20 protein-coding genes are annotated in these 17,727 nt (G+C 62.3%); 10 read left to right on the forward strand and 10 right to left on the reverse strand.

Translation table 11 applies throughout. From position 1 onward, the window contains the following. Positions 1-23: 23 nt before the first annotated feature. The 6 genes from IPV69_RS12355 to IPV69_RS12380 all read right to left on the reverse strand — a co-directional run bounded on the left by IPV69_RS12355 (position 24) and on the right by IPV69_RS12380 (position 5,852). Positions 24-1,052, reverse strand: coding sequence for a tyrosine-type recombinase/integrase (locus IPV69_RS12355; protein WP_206295419.1), 1,029 nt, complete (start codon positions 1,050-1,052; stop codon positions 24-26). Further along, positions 1,045-1,458, reverse strand: coding sequence for a type II toxin-antitoxin system VapC family toxin (locus IPV69_RS12360; protein ID WP_206295420.1), 414 nt, complete (start codon positions 1,456-1,458; stop codon positions 1,045-1,047). The genes IPV69_RS12355 and IPV69_RS12360 overlap by 8 nt, the downstream gene beginning before the upstream one ends. A gap of 38 nt (positions 1,459-1,496) precedes the next feature. Continuing rightward, complete coding sequence (locus tag IPV69_RS12365) at positions 1,497-1,739, reverse strand: FitA-like ribbon-helix-helix domain-containing protein (protein WP_206295421.1); 243 nt, start codon at positions 1,737-1,739, stop codon at positions 1,497-1,499. 302 nt (positions 1,740-2,041) lie between these two features. Then, complete coding sequence (locus IPV69_RS12370) at positions 2,042-2,461, reverse strand: hypothetical protein (RefSeq protein WP_206295422.1); 420 nt, start codon at positions 2,459-2,461, stop codon at positions 2,042-2,044. After that, a complete protein-coding gene (gene mobF, locus IPV69_RS12375; protein WP_206295423.1) occupies positions 2,451-5,108 on the reverse strand; it encodes a MobF family relaxase in 2,658 nt (885 codons plus the stop codon). The genes IPV69_RS12370 and mobF overlap by 11 nt, the downstream gene beginning before the upstream one ends. Positions 5,109-5,252: 144 nt before the next feature. Next, a complete protein-coding gene (locus tag IPV69_RS12380; RefSeq protein WP_206295424.1) occupies positions 5,253-5,852 on the reverse strand; it encodes a replication/maintenance protein RepL in 600 nt (199 codons plus the stop codon). A 661-nt stretch (positions 5,853-6,513) separates the two neighbouring features. On the opposite strand from IPV69_RS12380, the gene IPV69_RS12385 reads away from it, so the two are divergent. Together IPV69_RS12385 and IPV69_RS12390 are read left to right on the forward strand one after the other, a co-directional pair. Then, entirely contained in the window at positions 6,514-7,299 is a 786-nt protein-coding gene (locus IPV69_RS12385) for a hypothetical protein (protein WP_206295425.1), read from the forward strand. A gap of 96 nt (positions 7,300-7,395) precedes the next feature. Beyond that, on the forward strand, positions 7,396-8,040 hold the full coding sequence (locus tag IPV69_RS12390; RefSeq protein WP_206295426.1) for a RodZ family helix-turn-helix domain-containing protein: 645 nt from the start codon (positions 7,396-7,398) through the stop codon (positions 8,038-8,040). A gap of 356 nt (positions 8,041-8,396) precedes the next feature. Here the strand turns inward: IPV69_RS12390 and IPV69_RS12395 are convergent, their stop codons facing one another. Genes IPV69_RS12395 through IPV69_RS12405 form a run of 3 tightly spaced genes read right to left on the reverse strand, consistent with a single transcriptional unit; the run spans position 8,397 to position 10,221 of the window. Further along, entirely contained in the window at positions 8,397-8,840 is a 444-nt protein-coding gene (locus tag IPV69_RS12395) for a hypothetical protein (protein ID WP_206295427.1), read from the reverse strand. A gap of 4 nt (positions 8,841-8,844) precedes the next feature. Continuing rightward, a complete protein-coding gene (locus tag IPV69_RS12400) occupies positions 8,845-9,450 on the reverse strand; it encodes an RHS repeat-associated core domain-containing protein (RefSeq protein ID WP_206295428.1) in 606 nt (201 codons plus the stop codon). 3 nt (positions 9,451-9,453) lie between these two features. Then, entirely contained in the window at positions 9,454-10,221 is a 768-nt protein-coding gene (locus tag IPV69_RS12405) for a tetratricopeptide repeat protein (RefSeq protein WP_206295429.1), read from the reverse strand. 793 nt (positions 10,222-11,014) lie between these two features. On the opposite strand from IPV69_RS12405, the gene IPV69_RS12410 reads away from it, so the two are divergent. The 6 genes from IPV69_RS12410 (at position 11,015) to IPV69_RS12435 (ending at position 15,787) form a co-directional block, all read left to right on the forward strand. Continuing rightward, complete coding sequence (locus tag IPV69_RS12410; RefSeq protein ID WP_206295430.1) at positions 11,015-11,890, forward strand: ArdC family protein; 876 nt, start codon at positions 11,015-11,017, stop codon at positions 11,888-11,890. A gap of 434 nt (positions 11,891-12,324) precedes the next feature. After that, on the forward strand, positions 12,325-13,959 hold the full coding sequence (locus IPV69_RS12415; protein ID WP_206295431.1) for a ParB/RepB/Spo0J family partition protein: 1,635 nt from the start codon (positions 12,325-12,327) through the stop codon (positions 13,957-13,959). Between the two features lie 324 nt (positions 13,960-14,283). Further along, on the forward strand, positions 14,284-14,505 hold the full coding sequence (locus tag IPV69_RS12420; RefSeq protein WP_206295432.1) for a hypothetical protein: 222 nt from the start codon (positions 14,284-14,286) through the stop codon (positions 14,503-14,505). Between the two features lie 62 nt (positions 14,506-14,567). Next, the gene (locus IPV69_RS12425; protein WP_206295433.1) at positions 14,568-15,344 is read left to right on the forward strand and encodes a hypothetical protein; all 777 of its coding nucleotides are present in this window, start codon (positions 14,568-14,570) and stop codon (positions 15,342-15,344) included. Between the two features lie 2 nt (positions 15,345-15,346). Further along, on the forward strand, positions 15,347-15,529 hold the full coding sequence (locus IPV69_RS12430) for a hypothetical protein (RefSeq protein WP_206295434.1): 183 nt from the start codon (positions 15,347-15,349) through the stop codon (positions 15,527-15,529). A 45-nt stretch (positions 15,530-15,574) separates the two neighbouring features. Continuing rightward, complete coding sequence (locus IPV69_RS12435) at positions 15,575-15,787, forward strand: addiction module protein (protein WP_206295435.1); 213 nt, start codon at positions 15,575-15,577, stop codon at positions 15,785-15,787. A gap of 56 nt (positions 15,788-15,843) precedes the next feature. On the opposite strand, the gene IPV69_RS12440 is transcribed toward IPV69_RS12435, so the two are convergent. Further along, positions 15,844-16,092, reverse strand: coding sequence for a hypothetical protein (locus IPV69_RS12440; RefSeq protein ID WP_206295436.1), 249 nt, complete (start codon positions 16,090-16,092; stop codon positions 15,844-15,846). Between the two features lie 439 nt (positions 16,093-16,531). Between IPV69_RS12440 and IPV69_RS12445 the strand changes: the two genes are divergently transcribed. Continuing rightward, positions 16,532-17,197 (forward strand): AAA family ATPase, encoded by a 666-nt coding sequence (locus tag IPV69_RS12445; protein ID WP_206295437.1) that lies wholly within the window; start codon positions 16,532-16,534, stop codon positions 17,195-17,197. Between the two features lie 9 nt (positions 17,198-17,206). After that, complete coding sequence (locus IPV69_RS12450; RefSeq protein WP_206295438.1) at positions 17,207-17,494, forward strand: hypothetical protein; 288 nt, start codon at positions 17,207-17,209, stop codon at positions 17,492-17,494. The last annotated feature ends 233 nt before the right edge of the window (positions 17,495-17,727 follow it).

A 17,727-nucleotide genomic window follows, 5' to 3' on the forward strand; every position in this document is an offset into this window, starting at 1 on the left:
GTCGCACTCCTGTCGCATGCCAATTAGATCACGATCCGCTCGATCTCGCCGGGGGAGATTTCGTCGCTGCGGCGGTCGTACAGGCGCGTCGTTCGAGGTGATTCGTGGGCCGCGATGGTCTGGGCGTTCTCCAGCACGCCGCCGCCGCGGAGGTAGGCGGTGATCCCTGTCGCCCGGAAGGTGTGGCAGCAGGTGCCGCGGGGCATGCCGGCGGCCTTGGCCCGGCGCTTGATCATCGCCAGGGCGTCATTGCGAGTCATCCTTCGGTCAGAGACGTCGCCGCCGTGGCCGGGGATCGTACGGAATAGAGGGGATTTCAACTGGTCCGCGATGCCGGTGGCCTGGAGGTATGCGTCGAGATATTGTTCTGCGTTGTGGTGGGCGGGGACGGCGTGGTGCTTCCCGCCTTTCTCGTGCAGGCGGAACCACCACCGTTTGCCGTTCTGCCAGTAGTCCTCGACGTTCATCGACACCGCGGCGCCGATTCGTGCGAAGGAATAGATCATCATCGCGATCAACGCGCGGTCCCGCAGGCCGATCAGGTTCGCCGTCACCTGACCGGTCAGGGGATGGACGTGTGCCACTTCGATGGAGTCGAGCAGTTCCCTTGCCTGCTGCTGCGTCAGCACCGGCGTCTTGCCGCTCTTCACGACGTGTTTGGGACCGCGGACCGCGTGGCAGGGATTGGTCGGCAGCACCTGCCCGAGGACCAGGTAATCGCAGAAGTCCCGTATCGCCGCCAGATGCTGCTTGACGGTCGCCGGGGATACGGTCCGCATCAATTCTTCGATGTAAGTCGCGACGATTGTGGGCCGCAGCGCCGGAAGCGCGATTCCATGCCGATCGCACCAGCCCAGCATCCGATTCACCGCGACCGCGTAGGCCCGGCGGGTATTGGCGTTGCGGATCGTCGCGGTGAAGTACTCGATGTACTTTTCGCGGGCGACCGGGCCGGCATTGGCGATCACGGCCGGGACCGGGAAGTTGAACCGGTTTGCCAGCGACGAACCGTTCGAACCGAACGCCGCTTCCCAAGCGTCCGCGTCAGTCATCGATCCCCAGCAGCCGAACAGTGCATCGTTGCCGGCCACGCTCGCACAACAATCGATCAAACGTCATCAACGTCCCGCTCACCTCGCCCGCCAGCGCCACATACAGACAGTCGGCAAGCGAGTGCCTGAGATCGATCGCGATGTTGACGGCCGCCTCCATCAGCCGCGCGGCGTCAACCAGCTCGATCACACCCTCGTCGATCATCGCGGCCCACGACTGGCGGGCACGAGCGACCTCAGAAGGCTCCAACTGCTTCATCCGGAACTTGCGCACCACCGCACCCAGCACCTCCATGCCGATATGCGAGGGGGCGATCAACTGGTGACCCTCGACGATCAGCGCCTGTGCCCGCTCGTGATGCGCTTCGGGGATCAGCCACTTCACGGCAACGCTGGCGTCAATCACCGCCAGGCTCGTTCGCGTGGTCGCGTACAACGCGGCACTCATCCGTTTCGGTCGCGTTCTTCGCGAATCAGCGGCGTGGAGTCGGGCAGCAACCCGCCACGCTCGAAGATGTCCGCCTTCAGCTTGTCCAGCCGGGCGATCAACTCCTGCCTCGGCCGCACCGCAGCCTCGGTGATCAACCGCCGCAGTTCCTCCGGCACCGAATGTCCGCGTCGCCGCGCGACGTCCCTGAATGCCGCCAGAATGCGTTCGTCGACGTTGCGCACGCGTACTTCCGCCATGTGGTCCCTCCCCATTGATGTGAGCGTCTGGATCGACCGTAGCACACCTGAAGCCATGGCGCAAGCAGAATGTTCATGGGCCGCTTTTCACAAGCCGCCCCAGCGGTCCATTGAGGGACAAGTCGTCACGCATAACGTCCTTTATGACCGAGAAGCGCGTGCCGCCGCGAGGTCACTGTCGGATGCACTTCCTGTGAGGATTCATATCAGGCCGCTAGCTGTCGTCATCGCCAGTAGGAATACAGTGCTGGCGGCACCGCCCAAGTCACGCACAGCAGCACAGTGAACCATCAGCCGGTTCGTCAGAGCTCGATCACTTCGATGACTACTTCTACCGCATCCGTTCTGTAGCGCGAGCTCGAATCCGATTCGCTGACCCACGGCACACGATGCCGGGTCAAACCCTCAAACAGGCGGGTGCCGCGTGCGGATTCGGCGTTCAGTCCGCTGCCGCGAATCGTGATCTTTCGGCCGGCGGCGTGGAGGGTGATGCCCTTATCGGGGTCGTACTCCATCTGGTCAATGAAGCTGTAGTTGATCGCCAGAATCTGGCCGGACTTCTTCCGCAGCTCCAGGCAGACCGCACGCTCGCGGACGCCACGAAGCCAGCCGTAGTCGCCGAGGTCGTCAACGCCGTCATGGTCGGTCAAGGTGGCCGGCGGCGGCTCGGTCTCTCGCCGAACGGTGTATTTATCCAGCAGGGTCGTTGTTCTATCGCTCAAGGGCCACCTCCCGTTCTTGGTGCGGATGTAATGACAGCGCGGGCGGGTGCGGTTGGAGTTGATCGCGCGCGATTCGGTCGGTTTCGATGATGCGAACGCGGTCGCGAGGATCCGCCAGCAACTCCGTTGCCGTCTGACGGTCGTCGGTCCTTGTCACCGCTTCGAGCAGTGCCCGCTTATCGTCGGTATGAATGGTGACGCGGGACTTGCCGCGTGACACCGACACATAGAACTGTTGCTGGGACGAAGCCGGCAGCGATTCGGCGGACTGGCCGAGGATCACATGGTCCACGCTCTTGCCCTGGGACGCGTGCGACGTCGTGACGTAGCCGTGTGCGAGGTGGCCGAAGTCCTTCGAGACGACCCAGCCGTTGCTCAGGCGAATGTCGCCCTTGGCAGTGAATCCCGCCACGGTATACGTCGCGCCGTTGTTGAGGCGCTGGCCGCCGAGCGTCTTGCCGTTGTGGGTGATGCGGATCACTTCGCCTTCGGCGACGGCAAGTTCGCCGGACTCAAAGACCGTGAACCGAGCCGCCTGATCAAGCGGCAGGGGCTGGCCGGTCATCGTCAATTGGTCGCCTTTGCGATGTCCCTTGGCGTTCTGGTGGAACACGATGACGCTGTCCGGCCCGTAGCGCACCGGGTCGGCGCGCTCGGCCTGCGTCAGATTCGTATTCCGCAGCACCTTCACAGTGCGTTCGTTCGGCTTGAGCCGGCCGAGGTGTTGGAGCTTCGCGCGGATTTCGGCGGTGATCTTCGCCGCCTCGCGATGGGTCGGTGACACCACCAGCGCCGACTCTCCGGCGGCGACGGACGACACGTAATCCGCCGCCAGGTGCTGGTAACGGTCCTGTTCCGGCGATTCCTTGATCCAGCCCAGTTCGTCGAGCCGTTTGAAGCCCTCAGCTACTCGCCCTTCGCTTACAGCCCTTACCGCTTGTTTGTACTGCCCCTTCTGCCGCTGGATGTCGCGAATCTCCGTCGGCACGCAGCCGGCTTCGGTTTCCAGCAGGCGAAGGGCCGCGCCGCGTTCGACGCTGCCGTGCTGGCGCTTGTCGCCCATCAGAATGACGCGCGCATGGAGGTCGCGGGCGAGGTCGAACACCTGCCGCATGGCCTTGGTACCCAGAAGCCCAGCTTCATCGATCCACACGATCTGCCCGCGAATCTTCTGCTGCAACTCGGTATCGACCAACAGCCGAGCCACCGTGTCGGCGGCTGCGAATCCCTCCTGTTCCCGGAGCACGCCGCGACTGGCGTCGGCGCTGGGGGCGAACGCGAAGACCTGCCGGCCGGTCTTTTCGATGGCCTCGACGGCCTCTTTCATCATGGAGGTCTTGCCGACACCGGCCGCGCCACGCACCAGAACCACGCGATCGCGCGAGGTCAGCACATGCTCAACCGCCCTGCGCTGGTCGGCGTTGAGCCAGTCCCGCTCGAAAACGTGCGGCGACTGGCTGATCGGGACGCAGGCCCCTCGGCCGGCGCGGGCAAACTCAATCATCCGCTTCTCTTCCTCCAGCACCTGCGGCGTGGTGATCATCGTCCGGCCGTCTCGGGTCGCGCTCAGGTAATCGCTGCGCCGGTAGGCTGCATGGATCGACCGTTCACTCGTTTGCCCCAGGCTGCGCTTCATCGCCACGGCAAGCAGGTCGCGCTCAGGCACTACGCTCTTTCGCTCGAAACAGTGCTCCGTCGCCTGCTCGATCGCGGCAGTTGCGAACTGCGGCGACATCCGGACCGGTTCCGCGCCAATCCGTCCGGCTACGGCGTCAAATGCGTCACGGTCCCCCTCGCCCAGCCGTGACGCCCACTCGGCCCGCAATTCGTCCATCGTCAGGTTCTTCGCCTTGCGAACGCGCGTTTTCGCTCCCAACTCGCTTTTCGCTTTGGGGTCGTTGATTCCTTCGGCTTCCGCTTTGGCCTCGATCTGCGTGGTCCGCCGGGAAAACGCGGCGAGCAACGCACGGTCCGACATCCCGGCAATCTCGTACCCGTTGCCGGTTCGCTCCACTGCCAGCCCGAGATCGCCAAGGTTCTCGGCCATGCGGGCGTGGAAGACCACCTCAAAGTAGGACGCGTCGCGCTTCAGGCCGGCGAACTGGCCGGCTTTCCAGCGCTGCTCGACTGGGTCGTGCGTGGCCGAGAAGACGAAGCAGTGCGCGTGCAGGTGCGGATCGGGGACGCCGTCCACCGGCCGCGAGGTGAAATGGACGAACTCGCCCCAGACCATGTTGCCCGTGGTGCGGTCTTCATTGCTGCCGCCAATGCGGACGCGAGCCTGCATCTCGCGCTCCATATCCGCCATCGTGGTGCCGACAGCGTCGCGGAAGGCGTCCAGAATCCGCTCGTCGTTCGTCAGCCCGTATAACAGCGAGACGCTCTTTGGGACGTGGAAGTTGAAGTCGTAGCCGACTCGGCGGTTGGTTTGATTCGTTCTCGCCGTGAGTCGCTCGCTGGTGTTCGGGTCGAGATTCTGGCACAGCGCGTCCCATTGGGCCTTCTGAATGTCGCCGGACAATCCCAGCCGCTCGGCACCCAGCCCGTGCCAGCGCCCGCTGAGTTCCTGGCCTTCGGTGTAGTAGTCTGCCGTCGAGTAGTAGCTCATCGCACCCGCGGCGGAGGTGTTCTGCGTGATCCGGAGCATGGGTTCATCTTTACGACGGCAATGGTTTCGGAATCGTTGACGGCGGCGACGATTCGTGCAGACTCAGTCGGCGACGCCGGCTTCGCCGGTGCCTGCAATGTTTCATTGCCGCATCGGCCGCGATGCTTTCAACGCATTCCGTTTTCATCCGCCGGAACCGCCGGTTACTTCCAGCAATGAAAGTTCCCCCTGCCGCAGATCGGTCCCCTTGAGGTGGTAGGTTTTGACGAACGCCAGGCGGTCGCCGTTGAACATGAAGCGGATGTTGACGAAGAAGACGCCATCACTGGGACTGCGGTACAGGAACTCTTTCTCCAACAGTTCCCGCACGCCGCGCTGATAGGTCCGGTCGCTCATGCCGTGGTCCTTGGCGACGTACTGATTCAGCTTGATTTCGTCGGACCCGGGATTGGCGCGCATCTGGTGGTAGACCAGCTCGAAAACTTGAATGCCGGTCTTCGACAGTCCGGCGGCCTGCTTGATGCCGTCCAGAAACAGCTTGACGAAGCGGCTGGAATCGACTTCCTCCTCCCACCAGAAGCCCATCCCGCCGATGCCTTTAATCTCGCCGCTGGAGTGGTCGACGATGACCGAACCCTTGCCGCCGGGCACGTGGAACCGCTTGTTGCGGGTGGTGATGCCGCTGGTCGCCGGAACGCTGGGATTGGTCCGGTAGACCGGGAAGCCCCGTTTGGTGCTGACCTGATTCGCCGCAAGTGCGGCAACTTGGCGCTCGTCCGTCATTTTACCCCTCCTGTTTTGTCAGTAGACGGACAGGACATTGGCAGACAACCGACAAAAGCGCAAGGGGTTTTTGGCGGCGAACCACACGAATGTGGCGGTAGACCGTCTGATTGTGTCGTTGGGTGTTGAGGATTTCCGCGGGGAAGCGGCCGTTCCCTTTCTTATACTTAAAAAGCACCCTTCAAATGAGGGTCCCGACGACGACGCGCGAATCCAAAGCGCTGGCGACGGCGGCGGGACCTTCCTTCCTTCGAGAACGGGGCGTGTTCGACCAAGCCTGTGAATAAGTCGCTTCGGGTGAGTCTTTCGGCTCATCAACGCCCGATGCAGCAAGCCCGACCGCCAGACTGCATTCAGGATAGATGTTGAGCCGCACAGGTTTCAGGACCGTCGGCAATCGTGCATCGTTTTATGCAGTGATGCGCCGCTGCATTGGGGATTGCGCGGAAGACCCGTTCGTGATAGAGACGGGCTTGTCAATCATGGGGAAGCTGCGATGGGGCGAAGAACACGTGCTGACGTGAACGGCCAGTTGAGAATCGAGTGGGAATCGACGTCGGCACCCATGCCGACGCCACACCAGCCGTTGGAGCAGGATCGGCCGCCGCTCGCGGGCGCCATCAATTCGGTTCCACGAGTCTCCACTCCCGCCGCGCGACCCATGGTTCAGATTCTGCCGTGGGACTTTCGCGAGAGCTTCCCGCCGCCGCTGACGGAGGCGATCGACGCAGGCCTGCTCGATGTGACCGACGCCGAGCCGGACAATCTCAGGAGCCTCCACGACGATTATGCTGCGCAGTATCTGGCCGTACTTGCGGCGATGGACACGCTGGCCGGCGCACGTTGTCGCGGCGTCGATCCGATGACCGGCCGCGTGCCCGGGACCGCGGTGGCGCGAGAGCGACTTCGACGGCATTTCTCGGCCGAGCAGGCGCGGCTGGAGCGGTCACTCGATGTCACGATCGGCGGCTACACCGAAGGATTCGGGGCCGACGCGGCGGATGCGTTCGTCAAGGCACTGCGCGCCCGGTACGCCGGTGTTGCCGTCCAAACGGCGAAGGACGAACCATCGGCGTCGTCAGCAACCACGCCCGTCGAAAGCGAGAGTCGGACTTCAGGTCGGAGGTCCAAGCGGCCTTGCGCCCGGCTGCCGGTACCCAAGCCCTTACCCGCAGCGATCGGCGCTGGACACTTCGGGTATGAGTTTGACGGCCGGCCGGTGCGACCGTCGCTGGACGAGGTTCGCGAGATCACCCTCGCCCAGGCCCAGAAGCTCATCGGACTACTGCACGACATACACAATCCCGGCAATCAGCACGCGGCCGAAGCTGAGTTCCGCTCGGCGCTGGCGATGTACGCCGAGGATTTCGGGGACGACGCCGCCCGGCAACTCGAAGCCCATGCCCTTCGCCAGGCCCAACGAGAGCGGGCCGGCCGCAGGCGGTGACCGGCGATGCGGGCTGGCGTGTCGTAAAAACCCCTTGCGCGAGCCGAACGCTCGTGCTAAGCACACACGAAGTGTTAATCAGTCATGGAGGGAAACATGCCACGCAAGAAGAAGGATCAGCCTGCCGATACCGCAGAGAACGCCGCCAACACGAGCGCGCAGACCATGGAGCCACCGGTGCAGGAATCCGCGAACACATCCGGGACAGCCGCTCCCTCATCCAGCGAACCGACGAACGACCTTCAGGCGTCGGCCAGTCAATCCGTTGATCCGGTGCCAGCCCGCACCTGGGCACCGTCGTTCCGTACGACGCTGAATCTGTCGGCCAAAGGCGTCGTCATCGGCGTCCGCAGCGGCAACGACTGGGTCATCGGATTCCCTGAAGATCCCGGCCACGAGGTCAAGCAGAAGCTGAGCGACGCCGGATTCAGCTACCGGGCGCGGGACCGCAAGTGGACGACGTACACGCACGCGCCGACCCGACCGCCGGTCGAGACGCTGGCCAGATCACTCAAGACGCAGTTCGGCGACGAAATCTCCATCGCCGACTACGCCACCCGCCAGGTGGTGATCGCCTTCGAGAACAAGCCCGACGACGAGGTGACCGCCGCCCTGAAGGAAGCCGGGTTCCACTACCGCCCGGACCAGACTTGGAACGCCGACTTCACGCCGGCGGCTCAGGACTTCGCCCGCAATCTCGCCCAGAGCCTTCCCGACCGGCCACGGTCCATCGCGGGCTGACTCCCGTCCAAGGAACGCAGCCGCCACTTCCCGGCGCGGCCCGTAGCATTGCACTCTTCCCTACGGCTCTGATCCGTCATCGCCAGGGGCACATGGCATCAAGTCAACGGACACGCAAAGGAAGCCGAACGCTGGATGGAGTATCAAATTGCGTAGAAACGTGGGAGAAGAATGGACCGTGGTGATTTAGCCTTCTGACGGGCGTTTTTGATAGCGCCAGCCAGAGCGGTTTCTCAGAGGAGAGTTTTTGCCAGCGTTTTTGCCAGCCCGGCCGCTCGAAAACATTCGCTCGGCAAGCTCACGGAGATCTAAGGGAACATCGAACAACTCCTTGCCGTGCGTCCTTCCGTCCTTAGTCAGTTTGTAGGCTGCAAAACCCCTACTGTTAAACCGCTCGCGCCGTCTACGCAAACCGCTCCAGCAATCTCTAGTGCAGGAGCGAGGACGCCGAGTTGTGGCTGAAGAGTAGTAGCTCTCAGGTGCCCGCCTGCCAAGGAACTGGCATCGCCGAGCGACTGAATCCGTGTGGAACGAATGACGCTCATTCCATTGCGCTTTTCCAGCACGAGAACTTGCACGATAGCAAGCTCTCGATTGGCAACTCGAATCTTGTCGCCTTCCGTAGTCGCTCGCAGCAAAGGCTGGAAGTCAGCAGAGTCCCCGGTCTGATTTAAACCTTCTACAATGCCGTAAGCGGAGTGAGTAATTCGTGCCGGATCACTAGGCTCAGGCGGAGCTTTGCTGGAACATCCAAAGACACCCAGAAGCACCAACACAATAAACACGGCTCGCTGCACCATATGCTTACCTCACACGTCGTTGCCGATGCTCAATCCACGACGTTTGCGTTACTAACTGGACCGCCTTTTCATTCAACTCTACATGGTCAACCCATTCAACCAGTTGCTTGCCGTCATCGCAAGTACACTTCACCCACGCAGACTGGATATGGCTGGTAACTTCTGTCGCACTCTTGAATACAACTTCTTCCCGAATGACTTGGCGAAAGTCATCCTGATAGTTTGGAAGAGGTGGCGCGTAACCCTCAGGTCTATCAATCAATCCTGGAAACATGGATAGCGTCACGAACATTCTTGACCCTGCTGGCAATATTCGTATCTCTTCACGGTCTGGCCCCATTTGCACGATTTCGCACTTCCCACTCGAAATAATTGAAGGTGGAATATTGGTATATTCTCGCTTGTCATTTCTATTGATCGTTCGAGTGCTGCGGGTTGACACAATTGCCGACCAATTCGTCCACTGAGATGGATCATCGCCTTGCAGCCCTATCGGATCAACAAACCGCACCGAGTTGGAATCGACGAACTCATAGAGATTGTTCGTTCCGCCCTCATAGTCAATTGGATCAGGCTCCAACCACCGACCAAGACTTGCGCGATAAGACATGGCTCATCCTTCCCTTCTTGGAGTTGAAAGACTGAACGGATCGTGGAAGAACATCCGAGGCTTCAACGGCACTGCCGTCTGAAAGCACTCAATCGTTGTACAGAGCTTTGTTCGTATCCGAACTGACACGTCGTTGAGGTAGCCGGGATAGTTGAGCGACTCCGGCACAAGTTCCATCGCCCGCGAGTAGAACTCCTGAGCCATCTCAAGTTCGCCATTGTCTTCGAGACAATGCCCTCGGCTGCCGTAGAACATCGCCACTTCTTCGTGTGGCTTCAACGGACGCAGGTATTGCCCTGTTTGGAGATGAGTTTCCGTGAGTGGGCGAGGCCAGCCCTCGTAATGCTCGTCCGAATGCGTGGTCATCCCAGTACCGCTCGCGTCCATGTTGATCCGCTCATTCGCTGTCTCCCAACGGACGAAGGCGTGCCCATGAGCCAGTGCAAGATGCATCGGGTAGCCGAGCCTTCGCCCGACTGCGACGTAGAGAACCGGCATCGAAGCGCAGGTTCCTACTCGCTTGCCCGCCAGCAGCCCGTGCAAAAACGAATCGCGGGAGTCTTTGAAGCTCCAGTTCCAAACGGCGCGAGGGTTGAATCTCACGCCGATGTCGCGCTGAAGAACCGTCACCAGAACGAGCATCCGGAAGTAGGCTTCGGAGTCCTCGTAGGAAGAAGGCTCGTTGTGGAAACGGCGCATCCGCCTGTCAGTTTCCCAGGCAACCCACCGACTCCATTCACCCAGCCGAGCGAGGCATTCGTCGATGTCCAAATCTTCGGCTCCTGGCAGCCGGCTCGCGCAGACGAGGTTTGTAACCGCGATATCGTGCTGGGCAAGGGATTCAGGAGGAGATGCCCAAAGGGACTCGAAGTTGATACGGCGTGCAGGTAGCGGCTTTGGCAATGGATAGCCGCGCCAAGGTTTGGCGTGAGTCGATGGCGGTTGATATCGCCTTACAACGCTCAAATGCCCCTCGGTTCGGGGTTGGAGATGAGAGCCCGATGAGTCGGAGTAGAAACCTACACCTGTTGCCATGTTGATGTCAAGGGAAACTCGTCGGCGTGAGGCGTCTCACATCACTTTCGGTGGCTCGGCTCAAGTCAGGAAGCCGTTCCTCTCGACTGTCAGGAATGGAAACGAAAACCTGCGACGTCTGCCAGCAAGGGCAACCGATCAGCAACTTCTACTCGAATCGCTCGAAACGCCCCGGAGTCGAGAGCAGGTTCTATCGCCTCAATCGGGTCTTCGGCTCGACGGAAGCCGACTTCGAGAGACGCCTTAACGAGCAAGTCGGGCTGTACATGCCCGTAACCCACATCGCCGTCCCGTGCCGAGCGACGCAAAAACAACTGCCTACCTCTCAATCGGCCTGAGCTTACCTCCGCGTGCTCGGTTTTCACGGTCCTACCCCGGCGTACCGGGGCCCCTTCTCCGACGGTTCCACCATGAAAACCTGCGCGCGCTCCAGTCTTTCGCGCCTCCGACGAGGCAAGGCCCCCGATGTGGGAGCCACCGTGTGGATGTTCCGCACGGCCCGGGCCTCGAAGACACAAAGGAGCGCGATATGTCATTCGATATCTATGCAACGATCACTCAGCAGGTCACGGACATGCTGGAGAAGGGCGTCGCCCCGTGGCGCAGCCCGATCCTGGGACGGACTTCCGCCGGGCACCCGAAGAATCTGGACAGCGGCAAGCCCTACCGGGGCGTGAACGTCTTCCTGCTGGCCTTCACCGCCTATGCCAAAGGGTATGAATCCAGCTACTGGGTGACCTTCAACCAGGCGAAGGATCGCGGAGGGTCGGTGAAGAAGGGCGAGAAGGCGTCGATGGTGGTGTTCTGGAAGCAGTACGAGACCGAGGACAAGCAGACGGGCAAGGAGACGAAGATCCCCGTGCTGCGCTACTACAACGTCTTCAACGCCGCTCAGTGCGAAGGACTGGAGGTGCCCGACGCACCGAAGTTCGAGCCGATCGACTTCAAGCCGGTCGAAGTGGCCGAGGCGATCGCCAAGGGATACCAGGGGGCGCCGGCGCTGGAGCACGGCGGGAGCAAGGCCTTCTATCGTCCCAGCGATGACAAGGTGCGGATGCCCGAGCCGACGCGCTTTGCAAGCGGCGAGGAGTACTACTCGACGCTCTTTCACGAGTACGCGCACAGCACCGGACACTCCAGCCGGCTCGATCGCAAGCTCGACACCGATCCGAAACCGTTCGGGTCGGCGGATTACGGCAAGGAGGAGCTGGTCGCCGAGATGGCCGCCGCGTTCCTGTGCGGGCACGCCGGGATCAACCCGGCGGTGATCGAGAACCAGACCGCCTACCTGCAGGGATGGCTCAAGACCCTCAAGTCAGACAAGAAGCTCATCATCAGCGCCGCCGGTCAGGCGCAGAAGGCGGCGGATTGGATCAGAAACGAGCGTGAGCCGTTTGCGCCGTGAGCGAGGCGATGGGGGATCGCTTTGGAAGGAGCGAGGTCACTTCTGCCTGGGGGGACGCTGTCACACAGCGAGCGGCATGGCCCCTGCCCTGCCCGAATCATCACAAGACAAAGCACGAGACGCTCTGCCGCGCCGAAGAAGGACGGCCTTACGGCCGGCGGGACGTGAAGTGCGGGAACGGCTCCGGCGCGTCAAGGGCTTCGCGAGAATCCCGGTCTCCGCGGAGTACCGCGGACCCTCCGGGATTCTCGTGCCTTCGGTCCAGCTTCGCTTCCCCTTCGGCACCCTTGACCCGCCTCCGGGCCGCCCCCGCCGTGGCCCTGGCCACGAAGGCAGTGCCGCTGGCCCTGCCTTCAAGCAGGCCGACTCGGATTCTTCCTTCGGCAGAGTGCCGGGGAGCCGAGAGCCAAGCCACACCCCTTCCCGGAGGCCTTATGTCCCGCCCGTCCGAATCCCGTATCAAGGACATCGCGCTCGTCGAGATCGACCGTTCCCGCAACCACCGCATCCCCACGCCCGGCGACGCCGAGCGGATCGAATCGCTCAAGGCGAGCATCGAGGCGTGCGGACAACTCCAGCCCGTCCGCGTCTATGAACGCGGCGAGGATCAGAAGAACGGCAGGAAGGATGCCCCGTATATCCTTGGCTTCGGCTCCCGCCGGTTGGCGGCGGTGGAGTTGCTGGGATACGAGACGATCCGGGCGGTGGTCTTCCCGCCCGCGTCCGACGCCGAAATCGCCCAGGCCCGGGCCGTCGAGAACCTGCACCGCCAGGACATCACCCCGCTGGAGGAAGTGCTGGCGGTGTCGGACATGCTGGAGGCGATCAAGGCCGATGTCGCCTTCACCGGCGATCCTTATGAAGAAGTCGCGAGCCGCCTCGCCCGCTCGGTGACATGGGTGCGGGATCGGGATTACCTGCACCGGCTGACCAAGGCGGTGCGGAAGTTCGCGTTGCAGAGCGGACTGCCCGCCGGTCATCTTCGCGAGCTGGCGAAGGTGGGTGACGCTGGCGATCAACTACGGCTGGCGTGCGAGTGTGCCGGGGCACCGGCGTGGTGCTTCGCGGCCCAGGAAGAAGGGAAGGATTTGGCATCCCACAATCAGGATGTCATCGACGGCTACTTCGCCGAACTCGCCGACGGGAAGGCCAACCGCTGGCCGCTCTCGAAGCTCAAGCTGGAAGTCGCCAAGGTGCAGCACTCGCTCAAGGTGATCCCTTGGGAGTTCGATCGGACGGTGCAGCATCACGGCGTAAAGCTCCGCAAGTGTGCCGGGTGCCCGCACAATTCCGAGACCGATCGCACGCTCTTCGGCATCGACGAGGACGCCGCCAACCCGCGAGGCTACTGCCTCAACGCTTCCTGTTACACCGCCAAGCAGGAGGCGACGCAATCGGCGAAGGAAGAGGTGTACAAGAAGATCAGCGGGCGGGAGGTGCAAACGCCGGAGGCGATCCGCAAGGCCGCACCGCCGTGGATCAAGGAGTCGTCGGTGGTCGGGTATGTCAAGCGGCAGTTGGAGAAGCAGCAGGAGGGCCAATCGCCGACCGAGTCGCGGTCGTCTCGTTCGGAACGTTCGGCGGTCCGCTCTCTCTCGCCGCACGAGCTCGCGTTGGAGGCGTTCCGCGAAGAGCTCGAGTCGTGGCAGGGCAAGTCGCTGGCGAAGGTGCTGCGGAAGGTCAACGCCGACCCGGCGTGCAAGGTCGGCTGGTGCGTGCTGCTGGCGGTCGATGGATTCCTGGAGCATCCCCGCATCGAGATTCCCTATACCAGTATCTACAGCAGCCCGAGCACACGGGAGCCGGTCATTCCCGACATCGACCCGGCGATGGAGAACGTCATCGCCAGGGCGTTCGCCGGCACGAAGTCGGCATGGATGGAACTGCTGGCCGATGAGAAGCCGACGCTCCCAGAGAACCGACGCGGCTACGGCGTGCCGCACCCGCAGGTGTTGGCATGGCTGGCGGCGGCGGTGGGCGTGAAGTTGCCGCCGACGCCGCAGTGGACGCCGGCAGCAATTCCGGAGTCCCTGCCGTCCAACGAGCCAGTGGCCGACGTCGCGGCCTGAATCCCGGCGTCACATCGCAATCATCGCAATCCAAGGGCCGGTCGCCGCAGGTGATCGGCCCGCATTGTTGTCTGGTCGGTTGGTTGTCATCGACCTCTCGTTCCAGGTGTTGCCGAGCGCCGCCACGGCCTTCTTGATGGGCACTCTCAAGCCCCCGTCGGGCGGGTCAACCTGCCAAGGCCGCTTTCCTGCCGGCGAGCCGGCGGAAGCCTTCGGCCTTTCGGTGGACCCGTTCACGGATCGTCCCGACTCGGGGGGCTTGGCGGGTCGTGCCATCAGGCCGCGGTGGTCGCGGGCTGTAAACACCAACGAAAGGAATCGATCATGACCAACAACTCCCAGGACAACACAGCCGCAGCGGCCTCCAAGACGCCCAGCCACATCGCCTATCAGGTTCGAGACGGCAAGGACAAGGGATTCTTCACGCGAATCGGTGCGGTCTGGCCCCACGCCGACGGCAATGGATTCAATGTGCTGCTCGATTGCGTCCCACTCGACGGCCGCATCACCCTTCGCATCGCCTCCGACAAGAAGGACGCTCAATAAACCCGGCGGGCGGGCTTCGCCCCGCGAAGCTCGCCCGACCCTCAACGAGAAAGGACTCTCCCATGACCCAACGCTCCATCATCAACCCGTTCTTCGCCGCCCGCACGTCGCGGAAGGCAACGTCTCCAGCGCCGCTGAGAATGCCGGCCCTGCTCAAGCCCGAGCAGCCGATCTATGTCAAGCTGCCCCGGGCACCGATCAACGCCAGTCCGGTCCCTCACTTGACGAGCCTCTACTCCAGCCCCGTCGCCGGTAACTACGGCAGCCGTGCCTACCCTGGCAACTGCGGCGGGAACCTCATCAAGGACCTGATCCGCTTCTACGACCCCAAGAGTGTCTTTGACCCGATGACCGGCAGCGGAACCTGTCGAGACGTCTGCCGCGAGATCGGAGTCTACTGCTGGTCGAGCGACCTACACGAAGGTGCCGACGCCTGTGACGCGAGCGCGTTTCCGCGGGATTGCTTCGAGTTCGCCTGGATTCATCCGCCGTACTGGCGGCAGAAGCTCTACACGATGGATTCGAGGTGCCTGTCGCGTACGCCGACGCTGGAGGCGTTCCTTGACCGATACCGGCTGTTGATCGCCAACTGTGCCGGTGCTCTGAAGCCCGGCGGAAGGCTCGCCATTCTCATGGGCGACTATGTCGACCGCGATGCCGGCTTCGTTTCGCTCACCCATCACACGAAAGTGCTGGCCTTTGAGCTGGGACTGCGGCAGTGTGCCACCGACATCATCCGTTTCAGTCACGGGGCGTCGAGCGGGCGCAAAGTCTATCGCTCCAGCTTCATCCCGGGCCTGCACGATGTGTGCATGATCTTCGAGAAAGGAGCGAAGTGAGCATGAACATCCTCGACGACCTGTTCCACGGCTGTGCTCTTGAGGCGTGGCTCGAAATCGCCGAGGCGACGGGCCAGTGGCCGCCGGACTCCGAATCGGTCCGGCGGCGGGCCTACGAACTGTACGAAGCAGCCTTGCGGGAGCGCCACGAAGAGAATCCGGTGGACAAGCATGTCGAACCGTGACATTGGTTCATGCAGATGAACCACACGATCCGGGGAGGATGACACATGCCACATTCACAGCTGATTGACATCGCAGCGCTCACGCCGGTCGAGCGTATGGCGCTGGCCGACATGCTTTATGACAGCGCGATGCAGGAGATTGGAAAGCTACCGCCGGAAGAGATGGCCGAGATGGACCGCCGCATCAGCCGGCTGGTAAGTGGAGAGGACGCGTCGTACCCGTGGAGTGATGTACACGCTCGGCACGCCGGGGCCTGATGAATCGGCCCCGCGTGACCGGTTGAGCGGCCGTCACTCACTCACAGTAGCGCCGCTCAGTCTCGGTCCAGCACGACGCCGTCCTTCACCCGGCTCAGGTTCTTTGCGTTCACTCGCGCCGGCAGGTCTGCGCCGCTCCAGTCAATCTCGACCAGCACCAGACCCGCCACGGCGGACAGGCCTGTCACCTTCCCTCGCGCATGCGGCGCTTCGCCGGTGTACTGTCCGGTGCTCTGCAGGAATCGCCTGGAATAGGCGACCGTGTCGCCTATCTCGATTCCCGTCGCCCGCTTGCTCCATTCCATAGCCCGCCCCTGTTGTTCACAACGCACTCAGTCGTAGCACGATGGTGCCAGGGTGTCACGATCTATCGACCCTCGGCGAGACCGGGAAGACCCGGGCAAGTTCGCACCATCGCACGGAAGAGCAGATCAGTTTTGTGTCAGACGTCTCCCCTTAGCATCGCTAAGGACGTGTTTCACGGTGAAATGGGCGAGAGCGTGACTTCCTGAATGCCGTCGCGACTGCGTGCAGGATGTCATGAATGCGGGCGTGCAGGATTGCGGGAACACCGGATTGTGGTCGCGCAGGTTCGAGAACCGTGATGCGGTCGAGCCCAACCGCATGTAAGCATCCGGTAGGTCGTCGGCTCACTGTGGCTGTTGTGCCACAGTCCTCGACAGAATGCACGGACGACGCACAAACCGCTTGCCAGCATGACGGCAGCCGTGCTATCGCTGTCGAATGATTATCGTCGTTGCAAACAGCAAAGGTGGCGTGGGCAAGACCACGATCGCCGTTCACCTGGCCGCCTGGCTCATCGAGCAGGGCTACCGCGTGACGTTCTGTGACTGCGACGCCCAGGAGTCGAGTTCCCATTGGATTCGGGAAGCGGTGCCGGCGGCGAAGCTAGTCCGCCTCAGCACCACCAACGACATCCTCAATGAACTGCCGCAGTTGGACAAAGAGACCGACTTCGTCATCGCCGACGGCCCCGGCAGTGACGCCGAGCGGGCAAGGGCTCTGTTGCTTCGCGGCGACTTGGCGATTGTGCCCTGCAAGGCGAGCATCCTCGAAGTCCGGGCGCTCGCCGCCGCGACCGAAGTGCTGCGTCAGGCCCAGAACATCCGCGGCGGAATCCCAAAGGCGGTCATCGTGCTGAGCATGATCGGCAAGAACTTTCGCCTCACCAAAGACATGAAAGACGCGGCCGCGGTGTTGAACCTGCCGCTGGCCAATGGTGCTATGATCCTAAGGCAGGTCTATGCCGACGCTCCAGGACAAGCCGCAGTGGTATGGCAACTCGGAAGCAGGGCGGGGGACGCAGCGGCGGAGGTCGAGAACCTCTTCCGCGAGATCCTCCCGGAAGCAGCCAGAACGCGGCTCGTCCGCACCAACAAGAAGCGATAGGAGAACCGCATGGCCGAACGCAGAACACTGGTGGAAGGGCTCACACCAGCGGCGACGCCCACCGAACAGCAGTTTATGAGCGCCGCCAAGTCGAGCAACGGATACGAAGCACTGCGCAAAGCGACGACCGATGCATCGGGAGCCTCACTCAGCACTCGCATCCGGCCGGATTTCGTGGCGCTGCTGAAACGGGCCAGCTTGGAACGCAAGCTCGACGGCATCGAGCCCAATAGCCTGCGGGACATTCTCGAAGACGCCATAGAACCTTGGCTCAAGGCACATGGATATATGAACTAAAGTTCCCACGCGACCGCGAAAACTGGGGGCCGCTAGTGCTTAGCCAGGCGAGACCGCAATCCAGTTGATCGGCTTCCCGCGGATCTCTCCAAATCTGTCGGGGCAAATTCCCGATTCGGTGCGTGTGGATTTCTGCACTGATCTCGGTCGTGGACCAAAGGCACCACGCCTGTTGCCGTCTGGGAAACGTCGCGTGTCGAATCTGATAATTTTTGTTCTCATGTGTTGACGTC

The sequence above is a fragment of the Humisphaera borealis genome (genome assembly GCF_015169395.1).
Classification (GTDB): domain Bacteria; phylum Planctomycetota; class Phycisphaerae; order Tepidisphaerales; family Tepidisphaeraceae; genus Humisphaera; species Humisphaera borealis.